Raw genomic sequence first — 18,035 nt, 5'->3', positions numbered from 1 at the left:
TCAGGCTGATTTCGGTAAAATGGCCTCAACGTCGCTGTGCGGACGCGGGATCACGTGGCAGGATTTCACTTCGCCTACGACGCTTGCCGCCGCGCTGCCCGCATCTACCGCCGCTTTGACCGCGCCGACATCGCCGCGAACCATTACGGTCACCAGACCCGAGCCAATTTTTTCGTAGCCGACCAGCTGCACGTTGGCCGATTTCACCATTGCATCGGCGGCCTCAATGGCGCCTACTAACCCTTTTGTTTCAACCAGTCCCAGTGCGTTATTCATACTGCTGTTCTCCTGTTGCTTAGCTATTCAGATCCCGGAACGGGATCCCTTTGACCAGCCGTGCCGCGTTATTACCGGTGTTACGTTGGGCCTGACTGTCCTGATGATGCATCAGCGTAAAAAGCGGCGCCGATGCGGGTAAATTTTTGTAGTGCACGACCAGCGTATGGCGATCGCAGGCGATGCCCACCAGTAGCGGCGAGCTGCGCGCCGCCTGCCAGGCGCTGTCCACGACATCCCCGGCCGGGTGATGCTGGAGCAGGAAAGGAATGCCTTCCTCTTCGATACCCAGCAGCACTTCGCGCCACAGGCCGTCGCAGCCGTCGATGGCGGCGATCACAATAGCCGGGGCGCTGTGATTACTGTCCATGCGCGAACTCCTTATGCCAGGAGAGAATCAGGCCGGTGGCCACCGCGTTTCTGGGGCCCTCGCTGCCGCGAATATTTCCCCGCCCGGCAACCAGGCGGTAGTGCGCCAGCGCATCAGTGACCAGCTGCGGGACCTCGAAATCCAGCGACGAACCGCCGACCAGCACCACGAACGGAATATCGCGAATGTTGCCGGTGGGGCTGACCTGACGCAGTGCGCGCAGGGCGTTGGTGACAAAGACCCGCTCTTTGGCGCTGCGGCGAATGGCGCGCACTTTTTCCAGCGCTAAGTCGCCGGGTAGTGGCACCAGTTCGTCCGGTTTCACCACGCAGACGCGGGCGAATACGGCGGGGGGCAGCGGCGTGGAGAAGAACTGCACGCTGCCGTCCTCGTGGCGTAAATGGAACAGACTTTCCACCTTGGCCAGCGGATACTTCTTGATCTCTTCCGCCAGATAGCGGTCTTCCAGCCCCAGCTCGCGGGCAATAATCATCGTCACCATATCGCCAGCTCCGGCGAGGTGAGTGGCGATGATTTCGCCTTTGGGGTTGATGATGGAGGCATCGGTGGAGCCTGCGCCGAGGTCGAGGATCGCCAGCGGTCGGGTGGTACCCGGCGTGGTCAGCGCGCCCAGAATGGCGGCTTCGGCCTCGGCGCCGCCGATCTGCACGTCGATATTGAGCTTCTGCTCGATTTCGCGGGCAATCATCGCCATCTGCAGACGATCCGATTTCACCATTGAGGCGATGCCCACGGCCTGCTCCAGCGAGAACTCCCCGGCAAGACCGCCGGTGACGCTCACCGGCACCGAGGTATCGACGGCCAGCAGGTCCTGAATGAATATTTCGCTGCTGGGCTTGTTGGTCAGCTCGGCCATGGTCTGGCGCACGTGTTCCAGCATGCCGCCGATATTGGTCCCCGACTCGCCGGTGACGTTATCGAGCTTGCCGCAGCCGTCGACCGCTTTCATGATGGCTTCGGCGCCAGCGGCAACGTCTACGCGTACGCTCCGGCCCTGGGCCAGCAGCTCAAGGTTACCGGCGGGTATCGCGCGCGCTTTGACGTCACCGGATGGCGTTTTGACCACCACGGCGGAACGGTTGCCAATCAGCGCACGAGCCATCGGGACGATGTTTTTCGTCTCCTCGGCGTTGAGGTTGAATACGGTGGCGATGCCGTAGGGGTTAGAGAGCGTTTCGATGACCTTCCCCGGGACGGCGACCTCAATTGCCGCCAGCATTCCCAGCGGAATGCGGTCGATGTACAGCACTTCGTCAACAATCGGCAGCGGTTTTTCCAGCCGGTTGCTGACCAGTACGCCATCGTCGCGTTGCAAAATGACGCCGGTAATCTGATATCCGGCGCGCAGGGAAGCGTTAATCACGCTGGCGATATCGGCAAAATCGAACGCCGACGACACCACCAGGATATAGGGCGCGTCCGCCGGGCGGGTTAACAGCTCCTGCGGCGTAATGGTGATGCCCACGCCAAGCCCCGCGCCGCCGGGCGTTTTCGGGTTATGGCCGATCATGGTCGATTCGGTGATGATGGTCTCGGTAATGGTTTCCATCGCCACATCGCCAATCACCGGCGTAGCTTCATTAATGCGGATGAGCGAAATATCGCTGACAGCGATCCCGGCGCCTCTGGCGACGAGGGCGAGCGCCTCCTGAATACCGAACACGTTACGCAACGTGCCTTTGATCCCGGTGGTTTCCGCCAGCGCGCTGTGGGTGATTGTCAGCGTGCCAGCCTCATTCAGAGTCGCCAGGGCGACTTCCGTCGATGAGTTGCCGATATCAATGCCAGCTATATATCGCATCACATACCCCTGTAATTAATCGTCGCCTTTGAGTTTTTTACGCTCGACGTACAGCGTTGCCGCTTCGCGAACGAAAGCGGCGCAAATCTTCGCCTGATAGCGGCTTTCGAGATCGTCGGCGATCGCCAGCAGCTCCTCTTTCGTCGAGCGATAGGGGCGGAGGGCGTTGTAGATTTCAAGAATGCGATCGTCCGGTACCGCGGTCAGTTCGGCGGCGCGTTCGAAGTTCATCGCCAGCCGGTCGCGGCCCGCGTCCCTGGCGATAGAAGCCTGTATGCGCAGCGTTTCCGGGGTAATACGCATATCCTGGGCGGTAACTTTGTTGCTCAGCACGTTTTCCAGCGTAAAGTCGTCCAGCGTTTTATTGGTGGCGGTTTTCACCCATTCCGGGTGTTTGTTCGCCAGCGGGTAGTCGCTGACCTTTGCGCTACGGGACGCGCCGTCTGCCGCCGGAGCCGCCGTCGGCGCCTCGCCCTGCAGGCTGTTCATGCGGCTTAATACGTCGCGCACCATCGATTCAATTGCGTCGGTATTCATGGAGTTATCCTTTATCAAAGCGCCACGCGCAGTTCCTGCGGGTTTTTGCCCGTCACCACGTACTTGGTCTCTTTAATGTGCAAAATGGCCGATTTCGCCTGGTATTTTGGCCGCGCCATCTGGTCGTTCAGCGTCGGGACCGGCTGCGGCGATTCGCGTTTCGCATAGCGGGCGGCGTTTTTACCAATCTGGCGATAGGTTTCCAGGGTCAGCAGCGGCGCCTGGGGGAACAGCTCCAGGTTAGAGAGCGGCGGCAGCCCCTGCTGGTGAATCACCGTGGTGCCTTTTGACTGGATGCCGATAGAGATGCCGGAACCGCTCAGGCGATTGCCTTCAACGGCGACGAAGGCCACGTCGGAGGATTTAAAGCAGCGAATCACGCGCGCCTTAATGCCTTCTTCTTCAATACCGGCAATGACTTCGCGCAAAATGCTCTTATGCGGTATGCCGACGATATTGACGGTCTGCGCCAGGCCGAAAGCCGGGCCGACGGCGATAATCACTTCGTCCTGCTGGGTTCCCTGACGCGCTTCGCCCACTTCCGTCAGGAAGCCGTCGCCGGCGGGCGGCGTGGCCTGGGGCGCCGCGGAGGCCGCTGGCGCAGTAAACGAGACGGGTTTATCGCTGCCCTTCATCTCGCTGAGCACTTCTTCAATTATCTGGCGCAGCAATTTTTCATTAATTTCCATTTCTCACCCCTTAATCAATCTCGTTGGGATCAAGAGCGCCAGGGATGTTTTTAATCTCTTCCCAGCGTTCGCCCTGCAGGCGATAGCCCGTTGCCGGACCGGCATAGTCGTTAACGTCGTTGACGGCTGACAGCACCTGCCCATCGCCGACGATAATTGCGGAGGTATGCAGATAGTCTCCGGTCAGTTTGGCTTTCTGGATGTTGAGCATGTCCTGGGCAACGTCGGTGAACCCGCCCTGCGCCAGCGCTTTCACTACTTCCAGGCCGTTGCGGTTTTTATTGATGATTTCCTGGGCGAACTTGATGTCTTCAACGATGTTGCGTTCCGGCATATCTTTCGAACCGTGGGCGTAGGTCGCGGCTTCAACTTCTTCATCGGTAATCGGCGGCAGCCCCATTCCGGCAAAAACGGCCTGCAGCGCGCGGGCAGCCTTATTCCGGATGGCGATAACATCTTCTTCGCGAACCGGACGCAGACCACCGTCCACCTTCAGGTCGCGCTGGATGACGTTGTAGTCGTCAAAGTCTTCGGCATCTTCGTTGGAACCGGCGAACATGTTGTCGTAGTTCGGCACCGCGGAATAACCGGAAGAGATAAAGTCGGTCCCCGGCAGAAACTGCATCAGCAGGCGCGCGGTACGACGCATATCGGAGTGGGTGAAGGTCTGGTCGTTACTGGAGGCGCACTCCAGATCCAGCGACGAACAGATCAGGTTTTCCGCCAGCACCGCGCGAATGCCGGAAGGTACCGCAGACGGCACGCCGATGCAGCTAACGGAACCGTTTTGCAGGCCCTGTACGCCCGCGGCTTTGGTGATGTAGATGCAGCGCGCTTCCAGGTAAAGCATGGATTTGCCTTCGGCGTAGCCCATCTGCACTTCGGAGCCGGAGCCGGAGGTGAAGCGCATTTTCAGACCGCGAGAGGCGTAGGAGGAGGCTAAGAAACCCTTCGACCACGGCGTGTCGTCGCCGTCGGTAAAGACCGGTTCGGTACCGTAGACAGAGATGGTTTCGGCGTAGCAGGTGTGGCCCAGCATGCCGAGCTTCAGCTCGGTGGCTTCTTCCAGCGAGCACTGAGTCAGTACGCCCGGACGGCCTACCTGCGAGCCGACCAGCAGCGCGATGGCGTTGAACGGCGCGTAGCGCGCTACCGCAACGGTGGTTTCCTGTTCGTCAAATCCGCGCCATGCGCCTTCGGCGGCGTCGGCGGCAATCTGTACCGGGTTATCTTTGACGTTGGTGACGTGCGCCTGCTGGGATGGGGTGCGGCGGGCACGCATTTTCTGCATCGCCATCATCATCTCAACGACGTTCATATGCGAAACCACTTCGACAATTTTTGCCGGCGTCATCGCGGTGGTCAGCGGGACGATTTCGCTGCGTTTAACGTTCGGATCGCACAGCATGTTGGCCAGCTTAACCGAATCCATCGCCATCACTTCTTCGGCGCGGTTCAGGTTAATGCCGTAGCGGGCGATAAAGTGGTCGATCAGGTCAAAATCGCTCACCGGTTTCCCGTCCAGCTCGGTCACCGCGCCGTTAACGATTTTTATCGACGGTTTCGGATCGTTCGGGCTTTCCATCGCGATAAAGCCTTCTTCGATCCATTCCTTAACGAAGCCGTCCTGATTCACAGGGCGTTTCGCCAGTGCTTCAAATCTTTTCGATCTCATGAATCAGCCTCGTAGGTATCAGATGTAGGACGGGCGATCGTTTTTCGGTTCAGAACCGAGGGTCGCAAGGACGGTTTTACCGATTTCGCGCGCGGAGGTGACTGCCTGGCGGACCGCGCCAGAGTCGCCGGAAATCACCAGGATGGCTTCGTTACTGAAGCTGGTGCCGTGCGCCGGAGAGCTATACGCCACGACTTCTACGTTGGCTGACTTCAGGGCGGTATCGGCCATCAGCACGCCAACGGAGGCCGGTGCGCCGACGATAATGCCGCAGGCGCGGCCAATCGGCGCGCCGAAGGCTTTTTCCAGGGCGTAGCTGGCGCGGGCGGTGTACTGCAGCTCGATATGTCCGGCTTCATTGCCGTAAACATCGCCGAAGGTGCGGTCGAGCTCTTTCAGCGCAACTTCAATCCCGCGCTTAACGTCGGAAACGTCGTTGCCGCCTAAAATAATCAACGAACCGTGGCCTGCACCGCCTTTGGTATCGCGCGGAAGCTCAATGCTGACCACTTCGGTGTTGGTGGCTTTCACCGCTTCGTCCGCCGCCATAATGTGCGGGCCTGCGCCGGTACGGGCGCCGAGAATGCCGATGGAGCGATAGCGCTTTTCAAGCTTCATCGCGTCCAGCAGGGCGGTATCGACGTTGGCGATAACCAGGCCCAGGGTGTCGCCAATGGCGGTCCCGACAAATTCCGTTAAACTGCAGCTTTTTTCTGCCATAGCCGTCTCTCGTATTGGATGGTTTTCAGTAGGGATGGCCTGCTGTTCCGGCGTTGCCACGCGGGCAATCACCTGAGCCATGATCTGTTCAACCAGCTCATTGCTGCTCATTGGCTAATTCCCTTCGGTAAGATTTTTTCTACATCGGTGTGAGGGCGTGGGATGACGTGTACGGCTTTCACTTCACCCACGTTACGTGCGGCGGCGGCACCCGCATCGGTGGCCGCTTTTACCGCGCCAACATCGCCGCGCACGATGACGGTTACCAGCCCGGAGCCAATCTTTTCATAGCCCACTAACATCACATTGGCTGACTTAACCATTGCATCAGCGGCCTCTATGGCTGCGGTTAAGCCTTTGGTTTCTACCATTCCTAGTGCTTCTTGTTGCATAAAGACCTCGCATGGAGTGTTCCGATAGTTGGGACTATAAGAAGATGCGAGGAAAAAGAATGGCTGACTTCAATTTGATGGTGAAAAAATAGTGGGTATTGGATAATATAAAATTGTCGTTTATTTATTTAACTGTTTGATGTTATTTGTTATTTTTATTTGTGTTGATGTGATTATCTTGTTTTGTATATTCCATATTTACAAATTTGTTCATGACGATTTTAATTTTATCTGCTATGCGAGAGAATCTGATTTGTGATGTTTGTTGGAAAACGATGAGTTGGTTTTAGCAATATTTTTGCATGCCATGGCGGTGGCATAATTGCGAAAGCCGCGCGTGAGCAATGCAATTCTGAGTTATTTAATGACAATAATTTGTTATTGATGCCCGAATTTTCCGGAGGCTGCCGTCAGCAGGTTGCCAACAATTTGCGGACGGGAGTTCATATAGTGGTGCCCGTTGTACTCTACTGCCAGCAGGATGTTGGCTGGTCAGGACACGAACTCTGCTAAGAAGGTGTCATAATGAATGATTCGTTAAAAGCGCAATGTACCGCCGAGTTTTTGGGCACCGGGCTATTTTTGTTTTTCGGCATCGGCTGCCTGAGCGCGTTAAAGGTGGCGGGAGCCAGCCTCGGACTGTGGGAGATATGCATTATCTGGGGGTTGGGGATCTCGCTTGCCGTGTATCTGACTTCGGGGATCTCCGGCGGGCATCTCAACCCGGCGGTGACCGTCGCTTTATGGCTGTTTGCCTGCTTTCCCGGACGAAAAGTTTTCCCCTATATCGTTTCACAGGTTGCCGGCGCCTTTGGCGGCGCGGTGCTGGCCTATGTGCTGTACAGCACGATGTTTACCGAGTTTGAATCCGCCCACCATATCGCGCGCGGCAGCGTAGAGAGCCTGCAGCTGGCGAGTATTTTCAGCACCTACCCGGCGGCATCGCTGAGCATCTGGCATGCGGCGCTGGTTGAAGTGGTGATCACCTCCATGCTGATGGGGATGATTATGGCGCTGACCGACGACGGCAACGGCGTACCGAAAGGGCCGCTGGCCCCGCTGCTGATCGGCCTGCTGGTGGCGGTAATTGGCGCTTCAACCGGGCCGCTGACCGGCTTTGCGATGAATCCGGCGCGTGATTTTGGGCCGAAGCTGTTTACGTGGATGGCGGGTTGGGGCGATATCGCGATGACCGGCGGAAGGGATATTCCGTACTTTATTGTGCCGATTATTGCGCCACTGATCGGCGCTTGTCTCGGCGCGGCCATCTATCGTTATCTGATTGGTAATAATCTACCGTGTAATACCTGTAAATTAGAGGATTAAGGTCACGGCTGAAATAGCCAAAAATTTTCATGAACCGGTATCACGAACTCGCCAAAAACGTCTCCCACGGATGGGAGACTTTTGCTATCGTATTATTCTTTTATCGTTGGCGGCAATTGATGATGAAAGGAAGTAAATATTAAAGAAATGTTTTATTTATAACAAAAAATTAACTGAGAGGTTTTATCATGATTTCTGCGAGCACACTGAACTCAGAACTCATTAATAAAATCGCACAGGATTTTGCGCAGGCCACCAGTCTGGCGGTGGTGGTCGTCAATATTCATGGTGATGAAATATCTGAACTGTTTAACTTCACACCTTTTTGCCAGCTGATGCGCCAGCATCCCCAGCACAGCACCCGCTGTCGAATGAGCGACCGCTGCGGCGGGCTTGAGGCGTCTAAAACCGATCAGCTCTGTATCTACCGCTGCCACGCCGGGTTAACCGATTTCTCCATTCCTCTGGTCATTGCCGGGCACCTTGTAGGCTTTGTGCTTTGCGGCCAGGTGCGCTTAAGCAACGATGTTGAACTGGTCGATATCCTCAACGTGGATGACCGCTGGCAGGCCGACCCTGAGCTGCTTAAAGCGTTTCGCGACGTGCCGGAAATGGACTACTCCAGAGTGATTGCTTCTGCTGATTTACTGAAGCTCATCGTCGAAAACTGCCTTAAAAAACAGCTCAACTTTGTGGTGATTAAAGATAATCCCCAGCAGCCGGAACCTGCGCGCGCCAGCCGCGTTGCCAGCCCTCATGACAGCAAAATGAAGAAGGCGCTGCGCTACATTGATGCCCATTTATCCGACGAGCTTCGCCTGGAAGACGTCGCCGCTCACGTTTATCTCAGCCCCTATTACTTCAGTAAGCTGTTCAAAAAATATCAGGGTATTGGCTTTAATGCCTGGGTGAACCATCAGCGGATGGTGAGCGCCAAAGAGCTGCTTTGCCACAGCGACTGGAGCATCGCCAGCATTGCGCGGAATTTAGGATTTTCGCAAACCAGTTATTTTTGCAAAGTTTTTCGCCAGGCCTATCAGGTGACTCCGCAGGCCTATCGCCAGCAAATTAACGCCAGATCACAAACTGAGCCATTTTAAATGACAATAATTTGTTATTGCCGATTTTTGTTATACCCGCGTATCTGGCTCATTATAAAATGAAAATATCTCATTCAGAGCAATAAATTGTCATAGCGCAACAAATTAATAATGAGAGAACGATAAGCTGCACCAGTTTTTATTTATTTGATGAGATAGAGTGATATCCGAAATGGCTTTCAGCGCGCCATCGGCGTAATGAAACGGCTTTGGTAATTAAAAATTAAACACGACGGGAGCCATCCTGCTTCCGTAAGATGTTCCGGGAATCATTCGAGTGGGTTTCATCCCGCTCGATAAAACCGACAGGCGCCAGGGAAGGGGGTGTGAATCCCCCGCAGCCCCCGCTGCTGTGATGCTGACGAACCCATATTTAGCCACTGATCTGCTTACCGGATTGGGAAGGATGGGGGAGGACGACGCTAAGCCAGAAGACCTGCCTGTCGGTAATAATCAACAACTTCGGTGGGAAGTGGGTTGCTCAGATGCGTACAGTCGAAAGACTGGGAATGCACGCAGCCCTACCACCCGGCACAGGATCGGGGTATGGCAGCCAGGCAGCACGCATTCATTCTTGCAGGTACCGGCAGCGGTTGTGGTAAAACTACGGTCACGCTTGGCCTGCTCAGCCTGTTGAAGCAGCGCGGCATGCGGGTTCAGCCCTGCAAAGTCGGCCCGGACTACCTCGACACCGGCTGGCACACCGCCGTCAGCGGCGTCGCTTCCCGCAACCTCGACAGCTTTATGCTCCCGGAACCGGTGCTTAACGCGCTATTTTGCGAACAGATGCAGCGGGCGGATATCGCGGTCATTGAGGGCGTGATGGGGCTGTATGACGGCTTCGGTACCGACCCAGGCTACTGCAGCACCGCCGCGATGGCTAAACAGCTCGGCTGTCCGGTCATTTTGCTGGTAGATGGCAAAGCGGTTTCCACCTCCATCGCCGCCACGGTGATGGGATTTCAACACTTCGACCCCAGTCTTAACATTGCCGGCGTTATCGTCAATCGCGTCAACAGCGAAAGCCATTATCAGCTTCTCAAAGGCGCCATTGAACGCTACTGCGAGCTGCCGGTGCTCGGCTACGTACCGCGAGTGGAAGGGGTGGCGCTACCCGAACGCCATCTGGGACTGGTTACCGCCCGCGAGTCGCTGGTTAACCAGCAGCCGTGGCGCGATTTTGCCCAAACGCTGGCGCAAACGCTGGATATTGAACAGCTTCTTACCCTCAGCCAGCTCTCCATCCTACCCGCCGGGGAGTGGCCGACGCTGCCGTCCCCTGATGCTGGCGCGGGCCTGACGCTGGCGCTGGCCGACGACGAGGCCTTCAACTTTTACTACCCGGATAACCTCTCGCTGCTTGAACGCTGCGGAGTGAATATCGTGCGCTTCAGCCCGCTGCACGATAGCGAGCTTCCACCGTGCCAGATGATTTGGCTCGGCGGCGGCTATCCGGAAATTCATGCTGCCGCGCTGGCGGCCAATACGCCGATGCTGGCGCAGCTGCAGGAGGCGCACCGGCGCGGGGTGGCGATTTACGCTGAATGCGGCGGTCTGATGTATCTCGGCAGCTCCCTGGAAGACGCCAACGGTGATATCTACCCGATGGCCAACCTTATTCCCGGCCATAGCAAAATGGGCAAACGGCTTACCCGCTTTGGCTACTGCGAGGCGCGAGCTATGCGCAAAACGCTGCTGGCGGCGCCGGGCGAAACCCTGCGCGGACATGAATTTCACTACTCGGATTTTACTCCCGAGTCCCCGGCGGTTCTGGCCTGCCGCAAGGTCCGCGACGGTATGACCCTTCAGCAGTGGTCCGGCGGCTGGCAGGTGGGCAACGCGTTCGCCAGCTATCTGCACCTGCACTTTGCGCAGCGCCCCACCATGCTCAAACACTGGCTGGCTGCGGCAAGGAGCGCGCTATGACGCTACTGGCATGGGGCGTTGCCTGGCTTCTCGATTTTATCATCGGCGATCCGCAAAGCTGGCCGCATCCGGTGCGCTGGATTGGCAACCTGATCGCCGACGTTCAGCGCGGCGTGCGCCGCTATTGCCGTAGCGATGTTGCCTTGCGCATCGGCGGCGGGGTGATGTGGATAGTTGTAGTCGGACTGACGTGGGGCGTCTGCTGGGGCGTGCTGACGCTGGCGCAGAGGATTCATCCGTGGCTTGGCTGGCTGGTTGAGGTCTGGATGATTTTCACCGTGCTGGCCGGACGCTGTCTGGCGCAGTCGGCGCGGGACGTCGAGCGACCGCTGCGCGCGGGGGATCTGGCGGAAAGCCGTAGCAAGCTGTCATGGATTGTCGGGCGCGACACGTCGCAGCTTGCGCCGCAGCAGATTAATCGCGCGGTTGTTGAGACGGTGGCGGAAAACACCGTTGACGGGATTATCGCGCCGCTCTTCTTCCTGCTGCTCGGCGGCGCGCCGCTGGCGATGGCCTATAAAGCGGTCAACACCCTGGATTCGATGGTCGGCTATAAGCACGAAAAATACCGCGCCATCGGCATGGTTAGCGCTCGCCTTGATGATGTCGCCAACTTTATCCCCGCTCGCCTGAGCTGGCTGCTTATCAGCCTCGCCGCTCTCCTCTGTGGTGAAGCGAGTGGCCGCGCGTTGCGCATCGGCTGGCGCGATCGCTACAACCACAGCAGCCCAAACTGCGGATGGTCGGAGGCCGCCGTCGCCGGGGCGCTCGGCATCCGGCTTGGCGGCCCTAACGATTACTTTGGTCAGCGCGTGGAGAAGCCGTGGATTGGCGAGGCGACGCGCGACGTTTCCGTAGACGATATTTCCCGAACGATTCGACTGATGTGGGTGTCTTCGACCCTGGCGCTGGCGCTGTTTATGGCGATCCGGTTCTGGCTGGTCGGCGCAGCCTGAGGACAAATGAATGCACTATATCCAGCAACCGCAGGCGATTGAGGCGAAAAGCTTCGACATTATTGGCGACATTATTGCGCAGACCCGCCCGGACTACCGCTTTGCCAGCCCGCTACACGAAGCCATTATCAAGCGGGTGATCCACACCACCGCCGATTTTGACTGGCTGGATATCCTGTGGTTTTCTCCCGACGTGCTTCCTCGCTTAAGCGCCGCCCTGAGCCAGCCCTGCACGCTTTATACCGATACCACCATGGCCCTTTCCGGGATCAATAAAACTCTGTTGGCGAAATTCGGCGGCGAGTGCCGCTGCTATATCAGCGATCCGCGCGTGGTGGCGGAGGCCAAAGCGCAGGGGATGACCCGCTCGATGGCGGCGGTCGATATTGCGGTTGCCGAAGAGGGCGAGAAGGTGTTTGTTTTCGGCAATGCGCCCACCGCGCTGTTTCGTCTGCTGGAGCATGATGTCGCGGTCAACGGCGTGATTGGCGTGCCGGTCGGCTTCGTCGGCGCGGCGGAGTCGAAAGACGCCCTGACGCAGAGCGGCCTGCCGGGCATTGCCGCGCTGGGTCGTAAAGGCGGCAGCAACGTCGCCGCCGCTATCGTCAACGCCATTCTGTACCACTTACAGGGGGCGAGATGAGCGAGCAATCCTTCGACGCCCCGGTGTGGCACAACGGCAAGGCGCTGCGTAAAGGCTATACCACCGGATCCTGCGCGACGGCGGCGGCAAAGGTCGCGGCGCTGATGGTGATGCGCCAGCACCTCATTCATCAGGTCTCCATTGTGACTCCTTCCGGCGTCACCCTGTGTCTTAACGTCGAATCACCGCACGTCGAAGGGCAGCAGGCGATCGCCGCGATTCGTAAAGACGGCGGCGATGACGTTGACGCCACCCACGGCATGCTGATTTTCGCTCGCGTGACGCTCGACGACTCCGGCGAGATAACCCTGCGCGGCGGCGAAGGTATCGGCACCATCACCCGTAAAGGAATCGGCCTGCCTATCGGCAGCCCGGCGATAAACCGCACCCCGCGCCACACCATTGAGTCGGCGGTGCGCGAAGCGATAGGCCCGTCGCGCGGGGCGACGGTAGAGATTTTCGCCCCGGAGGGCGAGGAGCGGGCGCAGAAAACCTATAACTCGCGGCTGGGGATCCTGGGTGGTATCTCGATTATCGGCACCACCGGTATCGTGACGCCGATGTCGGAAGAGAGCTGGAAGCGTTCGCTGTCGCTGGAGCTGGAAATTAAGCGCGCGGCGGGGCTGGAGCGGGTGGTGCTGGTGCCGGGCAACCACGGTGAACGCTTCGTACGCGAGCAGATGGGCATCGACTCGCAGGTGGTGGTCACCATGAGCAACTTCGTCGGCTACATGATTGAAGAGGCCGTCCGCCTCGGGTTCCGTCAGATTGTGCTGATTGGCCATCCCGGCAAGCTGATTAAAGTCGCCGCCGGGATCTTCCATACCCACAGCCATATCGCCGATGCGCGCATGGAAACGCTGGTCGCGCATCTGGCGCTGTTGGGGGCGCCGCTGGCGCTGCTGCAACTGGTGAGCGAATGCGATACCACCGAAGCGGCGATGGAGCACATTGACGCGTACGGTTTTCAGCCTATCTATAACCATCTTGCTGAACGCATCTGCCTGCGGGTGATGCAGATGCTGCGTTTTACCAAAACGCCGCCCGTCTGCGACGCCATCATGTTCTCCTTTGATAACAAGGTCCTCGGCAGCAATCGCCCGGTGGCCGAGATTGCGCGGGAGATGTCATGTTAACGGTGGTTGGCATGGGGCCGTCAGGACTGCATTTGATGACGCCGGCGGCGCAAGATGCGGTCGCCAGTGCGGATGCGCTGGTAGGCGGTAAGCGGCATTTGCAGCAGTTCCCCGGATTTCGCGGCGAACGGTTTGCGCTGGGCGCCAATATTGCCGAACTGCTGGTCTGGCTCGGCGAACGCGCAGCGCAGAAGGTGGTGGTGCTGGCCTCAGGCGACCCGCTCTTTTACGGGATCGGCACGCGGCTGATAGCCCACTTTGGCATCGATCGCGTGCGCATTATTCCCGGCATCAGCGCGGTGCAGTATCTCTGTGCGAAGGCCGGTATTGATATGAACGATATCTGGCTGACCAGCAGCCACGGGCGAGATGTCTGTTTTGATGAGCTGGCGCGTCAGCGCAAGGTGGCGATGGTGACCGACGGGCGCTGCGGGCCGCGGGAAATCGCCGCCCAGCTGGCGGCGCGGGGTAAAGGGTATCGCTGGATGGTGATTGGCGAAAATCTGGCGATGGATAACGAGCGGATCCACTGGCTACCGGTCAGTGAGGTCGATGCCGAATATGAGATGAACGCGGTGGTGATCCTCGATGAAAGATGAGCTTTTTTTGCGCGGCGAGAAGGTGCCGATGACCAAAGAAGCGGTTCGCGCGCTGGCGCTGGCCAAACTTGAACTGCACCGGGCAAGCCACCTGATTGATATCGGCGCCGGTACCGGCAGCGTGTCGATTGAGGCGGCGCTGCAGTATCCCTCTTTGCAGGTAACCGCCATCGAACGCAACCCCGCGGCTCTCCGGCTGCTGGACGAAAATCGCCAGCATTTCACCTGCGGCAATATTGAGATCCTGCCCGGTGAAGCGCCGATGGTGATTACCGAGCGGGCCGACGCCATTTTTATGGGCGGCAGCGGCGGCCGTCTCGACGAACTGATTGACTGGTCGTGGCAGCAGCTCTATCCCGGCGGCCGTCTGGTAATGACTTTTATCCTGCAGGAGAACCTGAACGCGGCTCTCGACTATCTGCAGCAGCGGGGGATTACACAGATTGATTGCCTGCTGCTGAACGTTTCATCGCTGACCGCGCTGGGCAGCGGCCACTATTTCAAACCGAATAATCCCGTTTTTGTTATCGCCTGTCAGAAGGAAGAAAACCATGGCTGAGACATTTGACCCCCGTAGTGTGTGGTTCGTTGGCGCAGGGCCGGGCGACCGTGAGCTGATTACCCTCAAGGGCTACCGCTTGCTCCAGCAGGCCCAGGTGGTGATCTACGCCGGGTCGCTGATAAACACCGAGCTGCTGGAGTATTGTCCGCCCGGCGCCGAGTGTCACGACAGCGCCGAACTGCATCTGGAGCAAATTCTCGACCTTATGGAAGCCGGCGTTAAAGCCGGGAAAACGGTAGTGCGTTTACAGACCGGGGACGTGTCGCTGTATGGCTCGGTCCGCGAGCAGGGTGAAGAGCTGACCAAACGCGGTATCGACTGGCAGGTGGTGCCGGGCGTCAGCGCGTTTCTGGGCGCGGCGGCGGAGCTGGGCGTCGAGTACACCGTGCCGGAAGTCTCCCAGAGCCTGATCATCACCCGCCTTGAAGGGCGCACGCCGGTGCCGGCGCGCGAGCAGCTTGAATCATTTGCCAGCCACCAGACTTCAATGGCGATTTACCTTTCCGTGCAGCGCATTCACCGGGTAGCGGAGCGCCTGATTGAAGGCGGCTATCCGGCAACCACGCCGGTGGCGGTGATCTATAAAGCGACCTGGCCGGAAAGCCAGACCGTACGCGGTACGCTGGCGGATATCGGCGACAAGGTACGCGAGGCGGGGATCCGCAAAACGGCGCTCATTCTGGTCGGGAATTTCCTGGGCTCTGAGTATCACTACTCAAAACTCTACGCGGCGGACTTTAGCCATGAATACCGTAAAGCCTGAATCAATCGCACTTTTCTGCCTGACGCCAGGGGGCGTTCGGCTGGCGAAACGGCTGGCGGCGATGCTGCCGTTAACCTGCTTTACCAGCGAGAAGCTGCTGGAAGAGGGTTTTCTCCCCTTTGAAAACGGTTTTGCCAGCGCCGCGCGGGAGGCCTTCAGCAGCTATTCGGCGCTGATTTTCATCGGCGCCACCGGGATCGCGGTACGCGTGCTGGCCCCGCTGGTCAATGATAAGTTCAGCGATCCGGCCGTGGTGGTGATCGACGAACGCGGCCAGCACGTCATTAGCCTGCTTTCCGGCCATGCGGGGGGCGCGAATGCCCTCAGCCGCTATCTGGCCGGGATGCTCGGCGCCGACCCGGTGATCACCACCGCCACCGACGTCAACGAGTTGGCGGCCCTGGATACGCTGGCATTCCAGCTTAATGCCCGGATGAGCGACTTCCGCGCGGCGGTGAAAACCGTCAACCAGATGCTGGTCAGCCATCAGCGCGTCGGTCTGTGGTGGGACGAAGAGCTGGATGAAGACGTCCGCCACTGCGACCGGCGGGGGTTTATCACCGTGACCGATCTGCACCAGCTTCCCGAGCTGGATGCGCTGGTCTGCGTCACGCTGCGCAACGAACTGCCGCCGATCGCCGTGCCGCACTGGAAGCTGGTGCCGCAGCGGGTGGTCGCCGGAATTGGCTGCCGCCGCGATACGCCATTCCCGCTATTAGCGGCGCTGCTGGCGCGCCAGCTTGAGGCGCAGCGCCTGGATCCGCTGGCGCTGAAAGCTATCGGCAGCGTCACGTTGAAGAAGCACGAGCAGGGGCTGATTCAGCTGGCTTCCTGCTGTCGCGTACCGTTCGAAACCTTTCCCGCTGATGCCCTGCGCGAGCATGAGCATCACTTTCCCGCTTCATCGTTCGTCAGAAAAACCGTCGGCGTGGGGAGCGTATCCGGTCCGGCGGCCTGGCTGCTGAGCCATGGGCAACTGTTAGGCGAAACCCTGCGCGAACAGGGCGTCACTATTACTTTGGGAGTTTCACACTGATGTTAAGCGTAATCGGAATCGGCCCTGGCTCGCAGTCCATGATGACCATGGAGGCCATTGAAGCGCTGCAGGCGGCGGAAATCGTCGTTGGCTATAAGACCTACACGCACCTGGTGAAAGCCTTTACCGGCGATAAGCAGGTGATTAAAACCGGAATGTGCAAAGAGATTGAGCGCTGCCAGGCGGCGATTGAGCTGGCGCAGGCCGGACATAACGTGGCGCTGATCAGCAGCGGCGATGCCGGTATTTACGGCATGGCCGGACTGGTGCTTGAACTGGTCAGCAAGCAGAAGCTGGATGTGGAAGTCCGCCTGATCCCGGGGATGACCGCCAGCATTGCCGCCGCCTCGCTGCTGGGCGCGCCGCTGATGCACGACTTCTGCCATATCAGCCTCAGCGACCTGCTGACCCCGTGGCCGGTGATTGAAAAACGCATTGTCGCCGCCGGGGAAGCCGACTTCGTCATCTGTTTTTACAATCCGCGCAGCCGCGGCCGCGAGGGCCATCTGGCGCGCGCCTTTGAGCTGCTGTCGGCCAGTAAAAGCGCGCAGACCCCGGTGGGAGTCGTGAAATCCGCCGGACGTAAAAAACAGGAGAAATGGCTGACTACCCTGGGGGAGATGGATTTTGCACCGGTCGATATGACCAGCCTGGTGATCGTCGGCAACAAAGCGACGTATATCCAGGATGGCCTGATGATCACGCCGCGAGGCTACGTACTGTGAGCCACGGCGAGGTGCTGGTGATGGGCGGAACCAGCGACGCGAGGGCGCTGTGTCAGCAGCTTGACGCGGCGCAGGTCCCCTACACCCTGTCGGTGGCGACGCCCACCGGTCAGCAGCTGGCGGGGGATATTCGCGGCCAGGTGCGCTGCGGGCGCCTCGAGCTGGAGGAGATGATCGCCTGGCTGAAGGCTAACCGGACCCGCTGGGTGATCGATGCTTCGCACCCCTACGCCGAAGCGGTAAGCCGCAATATCGTCCGGGCCTGTGAAACCGCCGGCGTGCTGCTGAGCCGCTATCAGCGCCCAGAGCAGCTGAGCGGCCTGACGCATCCGCTGCTCTATACCGTGGAGAGCATTGAACAAGCCTGCGAGGTGGCGCGGCGTTTCGGCCAGCGCGTGCTGCTCACCACGGGAAGTAAAGATCTGGCGCGCTGGCGGGCGGGATTAGGTGACAAAACGCTGCTGGCCCGGGTGTTGCCGGTCGCCGATGTCATCGCGCAATGCGCCGCGCTGGGGTTTGGCGTTGGCGAGATTTTCGCCCTGTGCGGGCCGTTCAGCGCCGCGTTCAACGCCGCTTTTTACCGCCAGTGCCGGGCCGACGTGGTGATCACCAAAGCCTCCGGCGCCGAAGGCGGCTATCAGGAAAAAGTACAACCCTGTCTGGATGCCGGTATCCCCTGCATCGTGATTACGCGCCCGGCGCCGCTGGTGACGGGTGAAGAGTTACTGGAAAGTCAGGCTGCCTTTGCCCGGCGCTTATCGCGCTGGCTGGCCGCTGCTTAA

At 58.9% G+C, this 18,035-nt stretch carries 20 protein-coding genes and 1 riboswitch; of the genes, 12 read left to right on the top strand and 8 right to left on the bottom strand.

Annotation, left to right across the window (positions count from 1 at the left end):
• From pduJ to pduA, 8 genes are read right to left on the bottom strand one after another with little or no spacing between them, the layout of a single operon-like run.
• Nucleotides 1–276: a propanediol utilization microcompartment protein PduJ gene (gene pduJ / locus HMPREF3178_RS22065; RefSeq protein WP_001057755.1), complete on the bottom strand. Its 276-nt coding sequence runs from the start codon at nt 274–276 to the stop codon at nt 1–3.
• 19 nt (nt 277–295) lie between these two features.
• A complete protein-coding gene (gene pduH, locus HMPREF3178_RS22060) occupies nt 296–646 on the bottom strand; it encodes a propanediol dehydratase reactivase beta subunit PduH (protein ID WP_004105142.1) in 351 nt (116 codons plus the stop codon).
• Complete coding sequence (pduG, locus tag HMPREF3178_RS22055; RefSeq protein ID WP_004105140.1) at nt 636–2,468, bottom strand: propanediol dehydratase reactivase alpha subunit PduG; 1,833 nt, start codon at nt 2,466–2,468, stop codon at nt 636–638. Before pduG ends, pduH begins: the two co-directional genes overlap by 11 nt.
• 15 nt (nt 2,469–2,483) lie before the next feature.
• Nucleotides 2,484–3,005 carry a propanediol dehydratase small subunit PduE gene (gene pduE / locus HMPREF3178_RS22050; RefSeq protein WP_070585511.1) on the bottom strand — a complete coding sequence of 174 codons (522 nt, stop codon included), beginning with the start codon at nt 3,003–3,005 and terminating at the stop codon, nt 2,484–2,486.
• Nucleotides 3,006–3,019: 14 nt separating this feature from the next.
• A complete protein-coding gene (pduD, locus tag HMPREF3178_RS22045) occupies nt 3,020–3,694 on the bottom strand; it encodes a propanediol dehydratase medium subunit PduD (RefSeq protein WP_004105135.1) in 675 nt (224 codons plus the stop codon).
• Between the two features lie 10 nt (nt 3,695–3,704).
• Nucleotides 3,705–5,369 (bottom strand): propanediol dehydratase large subunit PduC, encoded by a 1,665-nt coding sequence (gene pduC / locus HMPREF3178_RS22040; protein ID WP_004105132.1) that lies wholly within the window; start codon nt 5,367–5,369, stop codon nt 3,705–3,707.
• Between the two features lie 18 nt (nt 5,370–5,387).
• A complete protein-coding gene (gene pduB / locus HMPREF3178_RS22035) occupies nt 5,388–6,200 on the bottom strand; it encodes a propanediol utilization microcompartment protein PduB (protein WP_004105122.1) in 813 nt (270 codons plus the stop codon).
• Nucleotides 6,197–6,481, bottom strand: coding sequence for a propanediol utilization microcompartment protein PduA (pduA, locus tag HMPREF3178_RS22030; RefSeq protein ID WP_001183618.1), 285 nt, complete (start codon nt 6,479–6,481; stop codon nt 6,197–6,199). Before pduA ends, pduB begins: the two co-directional genes overlap by 4 nt.
• A gap of 525 nt (nt 6,482–7,006) precedes the next feature.
• Between pduA and pduF the strand changes: the two genes are divergently transcribed.
• The 12 genes from pduF (at nt 7,007) to HMPREF3178_RS21970 (ending at nt 18,035) form a co-directional block, all read left to right on the top strand.
• Nucleotides 7,007–7,807: a propanediol diffusion facilitator PduF gene (gene pduF, locus HMPREF3178_RS22025; RefSeq protein WP_004105118.1), complete on the top strand. Its 801-nt coding sequence runs from the start codon at nt 7,007–7,009 to the stop codon at nt 7,805–7,807.
• A gap of 188 nt (nt 7,808–7,995) precedes the next feature.
• On the top strand, nt 7,996–8,907 hold the full coding sequence (gene pocR / locus HMPREF3178_RS22020; RefSeq protein ID WP_004105115.1) for a transcriptional regulator PocR: 912 nt from the start codon (nt 7,996–7,998) through the stop codon (nt 8,905–8,907).
• 290 nt (nt 8,908–9,197) lie between these two features.
• Nucleotides 9,198–9,366, top strand: a riboswitch (cobalamin riboswitch).
• Between the two features lie 87 nt (nt 9,367–9,453).
• Complete coding sequence (locus HMPREF3178_RS22015; RefSeq protein ID WP_016809887.1) at nt 9,454–10,833, top strand: cobyrinate a,c-diamide synthase; 1,380 nt, start codon at nt 9,454–9,456, stop codon at nt 10,831–10,833.
• The gene (gene cbiB / locus HMPREF3178_RS22010) at nt 10,830–11,789 is read left to right on the top strand and encodes an adenosylcobinamide-phosphate synthase CbiB (protein WP_024274641.1); all 960 of its coding nucleotides are present in this window, start codon (nt 10,830–10,832) and stop codon (nt 11,787–11,789) included. Before HMPREF3178_RS22015 ends, cbiB begins: the two co-directional genes overlap by 4 nt.
• A gap of 10 nt (nt 11,790–11,799) precedes the next feature.
• Nucleotides 11,800–12,432 carry a cobalt-precorrin-8 methylmutase gene (locus HMPREF3178_RS22005; protein WP_004105109.1) on the top strand — a complete coding sequence of 211 codons (633 nt, stop codon included), beginning with the start codon at nt 11,800–11,802 and terminating at the stop codon, nt 12,430–12,432.
• Complete coding sequence (gene cbiD, locus HMPREF3178_RS22000; protein WP_004114997.1) at nt 12,429–13,568, top strand: cobalt-precorrin-5B (C(1))-methyltransferase CbiD; 1,140 nt, start codon at nt 12,429–12,431, stop codon at nt 13,566–13,568. The genes HMPREF3178_RS22005 and cbiD overlap by 4 nt, the downstream gene beginning before the upstream one ends.
• Nucleotides 13,562–14,167, top strand: coding sequence for a cobalt-precorrin-7 (C(5))-methyltransferase (locus HMPREF3178_RS21995; RefSeq protein WP_004114996.1), 606 nt, complete (start codon nt 13,562–13,564; stop codon nt 14,165–14,167). The genes cbiD and HMPREF3178_RS21995 overlap by 7 nt, the downstream gene beginning before the upstream one ends.
• Nucleotides 14,157–14,726 (top strand): decarboxylating cobalt-precorrin-6B (C(15))-methyltransferase, encoded by a 570-nt coding sequence (locus HMPREF3178_RS21990; RefSeq protein ID WP_004105104.1) that lies wholly within the window; start codon nt 14,157–14,159, stop codon nt 14,724–14,726. The genes HMPREF3178_RS21995 and HMPREF3178_RS21990 overlap by 11 nt, the downstream gene beginning before the upstream one ends.
• Entirely contained in the window at nt 14,719–15,492 is a 774-nt protein-coding gene (locus HMPREF3178_RS21985; protein WP_004114994.1) for a cobalt-precorrin-4 methyltransferase, read from the top strand. The genes HMPREF3178_RS21990 and HMPREF3178_RS21985 overlap by 8 nt, the downstream gene beginning before the upstream one ends.
• Nucleotides 15,473–16,528, top strand: coding sequence for a cobalt-precorrin 5A hydrolase (gene cbiG, locus HMPREF3178_RS21980; protein WP_023321549.1), 1,056 nt, complete (start codon nt 15,473–15,475; stop codon nt 16,526–16,528). The genes HMPREF3178_RS21985 and cbiG overlap by 20 nt, the downstream gene beginning before the upstream one ends.
• Nucleotides 16,528–17,253, top strand: a complete 726-nt coding sequence (locus HMPREF3178_RS21975) for a precorrin-3B C(17)-methyltransferase (RefSeq protein ID WP_004105101.1) — start codon at nt 16,528–16,530, stop codon at nt 17,251–17,253. The genes cbiG and HMPREF3178_RS21975 overlap by 1 nt, the downstream gene beginning before the upstream one ends.
• The gene (locus HMPREF3178_RS21970) at nt 17,250–18,035 is read left to right on the top strand and encodes a cobalt-precorrin-6A reductase (protein ID WP_004105100.1); all 786 of its coding nucleotides are present in this window, start codon (nt 17,250–17,252) and stop codon (nt 18,033–18,035) included. The genes HMPREF3178_RS21975 and HMPREF3178_RS21970 overlap by 4 nt, the downstream gene beginning before the upstream one ends.

Origin of the sequence: Klebsiella sp. HMSC09D12 (assembly GCF_001808475.1) — a bacterium.
In the GTDB taxonomy this organism is placed as follows: domain Bacteria; phylum Pseudomonadota; class Gammaproteobacteria; order Enterobacterales; family Enterobacteriaceae; genus Klebsiella; species Klebsiella oxytoca.
This window is presented reverse-complemented; position numbering and strand designations above follow the sequence as displayed.

Excerpts from the sequence above, each read along its gene's own strand:
- pduJ (WP_001057755.1), bottom strand. The coding sequence starts at position 276 with ATGAATAACGCACTGGGACTGGTTGAAACAAAAGGGTTAGTAGGCGCC.
- pduH (WP_004105142.1), bottom strand. The coding sequence starts at position 646 with ATGGACAGTAATCACAGCGCCCCGGCTATTGTGATCGCCGCCATCGAC.
- pduG (WP_004105140.1), bottom strand. The coding sequence starts at position 2,468 with ATGCGATATATAGCTGGCATTGATATCGGCAACTCATCGACGGAAGTC.
- pduE (WP_070585511.1), bottom strand. The coding sequence starts at position 3,005 with ATGAATACCGACGCAATTGAATCGATGGTGCGCGACGTATTAAGCCGC.
- pduD (WP_004105135.1), bottom strand. The coding sequence starts at position 3,694 with ATGGAAATTAATGAAAAATTGCTGCGCCAGATAATTGAAGAAGTGCTC.
- pduC (WP_004105132.1), bottom strand. The coding sequence starts at position 5,369 with ATGAGATCGAAAAGATTTGAAGCACTGGCGAAACGCCCTGTGAATCAG.
- pduB (WP_004105122.1), bottom strand. The coding sequence starts at position 6,200 with ATGAGCAGCAATGAGCTGGTTGAACAGATCATGGCTCAGGTGATTGCC.
- pduA (WP_001183618.1), bottom strand. The coding sequence starts at position 6,481 with ATGCAACAAGAAGCACTAGGAATGGTAGAAACCAAAGGCTTAACCGCA.
- pduF (WP_004105118.1), top strand. The coding sequence starts at position 7,007 with ATGAATGATTCGTTAAAAGCGCAATGTACCGCCGAGTTTTTGGGCACC.
- pocR (WP_004105115.1), top strand. The coding sequence starts at position 7,996 with ATGATTTCTGCGAGCACACTGAACTCAGAACTCATTAATAAAATCGCA.
- HMPREF3178_RS22015 (WP_016809887.1), top strand. The coding sequence starts at position 9,454 with ATGGCAGCCAGGCAGCACGCATTCATTCTTGCAGGTACCGGCAGCGGT.
- cbiB (WP_024274641.1), top strand. The coding sequence starts at position 10,830 with ATGACGCTACTGGCATGGGGCGTTGCCTGGCTTCTCGATTTTATCATC.
- HMPREF3178_RS22005 (WP_004105109.1), top strand. The coding sequence starts at position 11,800 with ATGCACTATATCCAGCAACCGCAGGCGATTGAGGCGAAAAGCTTCGAC.
- cbiD (WP_004114997.1), top strand. The coding sequence starts at position 12,429 with ATGAGCGAGCAATCCTTCGACGCCCCGGTGTGGCACAACGGCAAGGCG.
- HMPREF3178_RS21995 (WP_004114996.1), top strand. The coding sequence starts at position 13,562 with ATGTTAACGGTGGTTGGCATGGGGCCGTCAGGACTGCATTTGATGACG.
- HMPREF3178_RS21990 (WP_004105104.1), top strand. The coding sequence starts at position 14,157 with ATGAAAGATGAGCTTTTTTTGCGCGGCGAGAAGGTGCCGATGACCAAA.
- HMPREF3178_RS21985 (WP_004114994.1), top strand. The coding sequence starts at position 14,719 with ATGGCTGAGACATTTGACCCCCGTAGTGTGTGGTTCGTTGGCGCAGGG.
- cbiG (WP_023321549.1), top strand. The coding sequence starts at position 15,473 with ATGAATACCGTAAAGCCTGAATCAATCGCACTTTTCTGCCTGACGCCA.
- HMPREF3178_RS21975 (WP_004105101.1), top strand. The coding sequence starts at position 16,528 with ATGTTAAGCGTAATCGGAATCGGCCCTGGCTCGCAGTCCATGATGACC.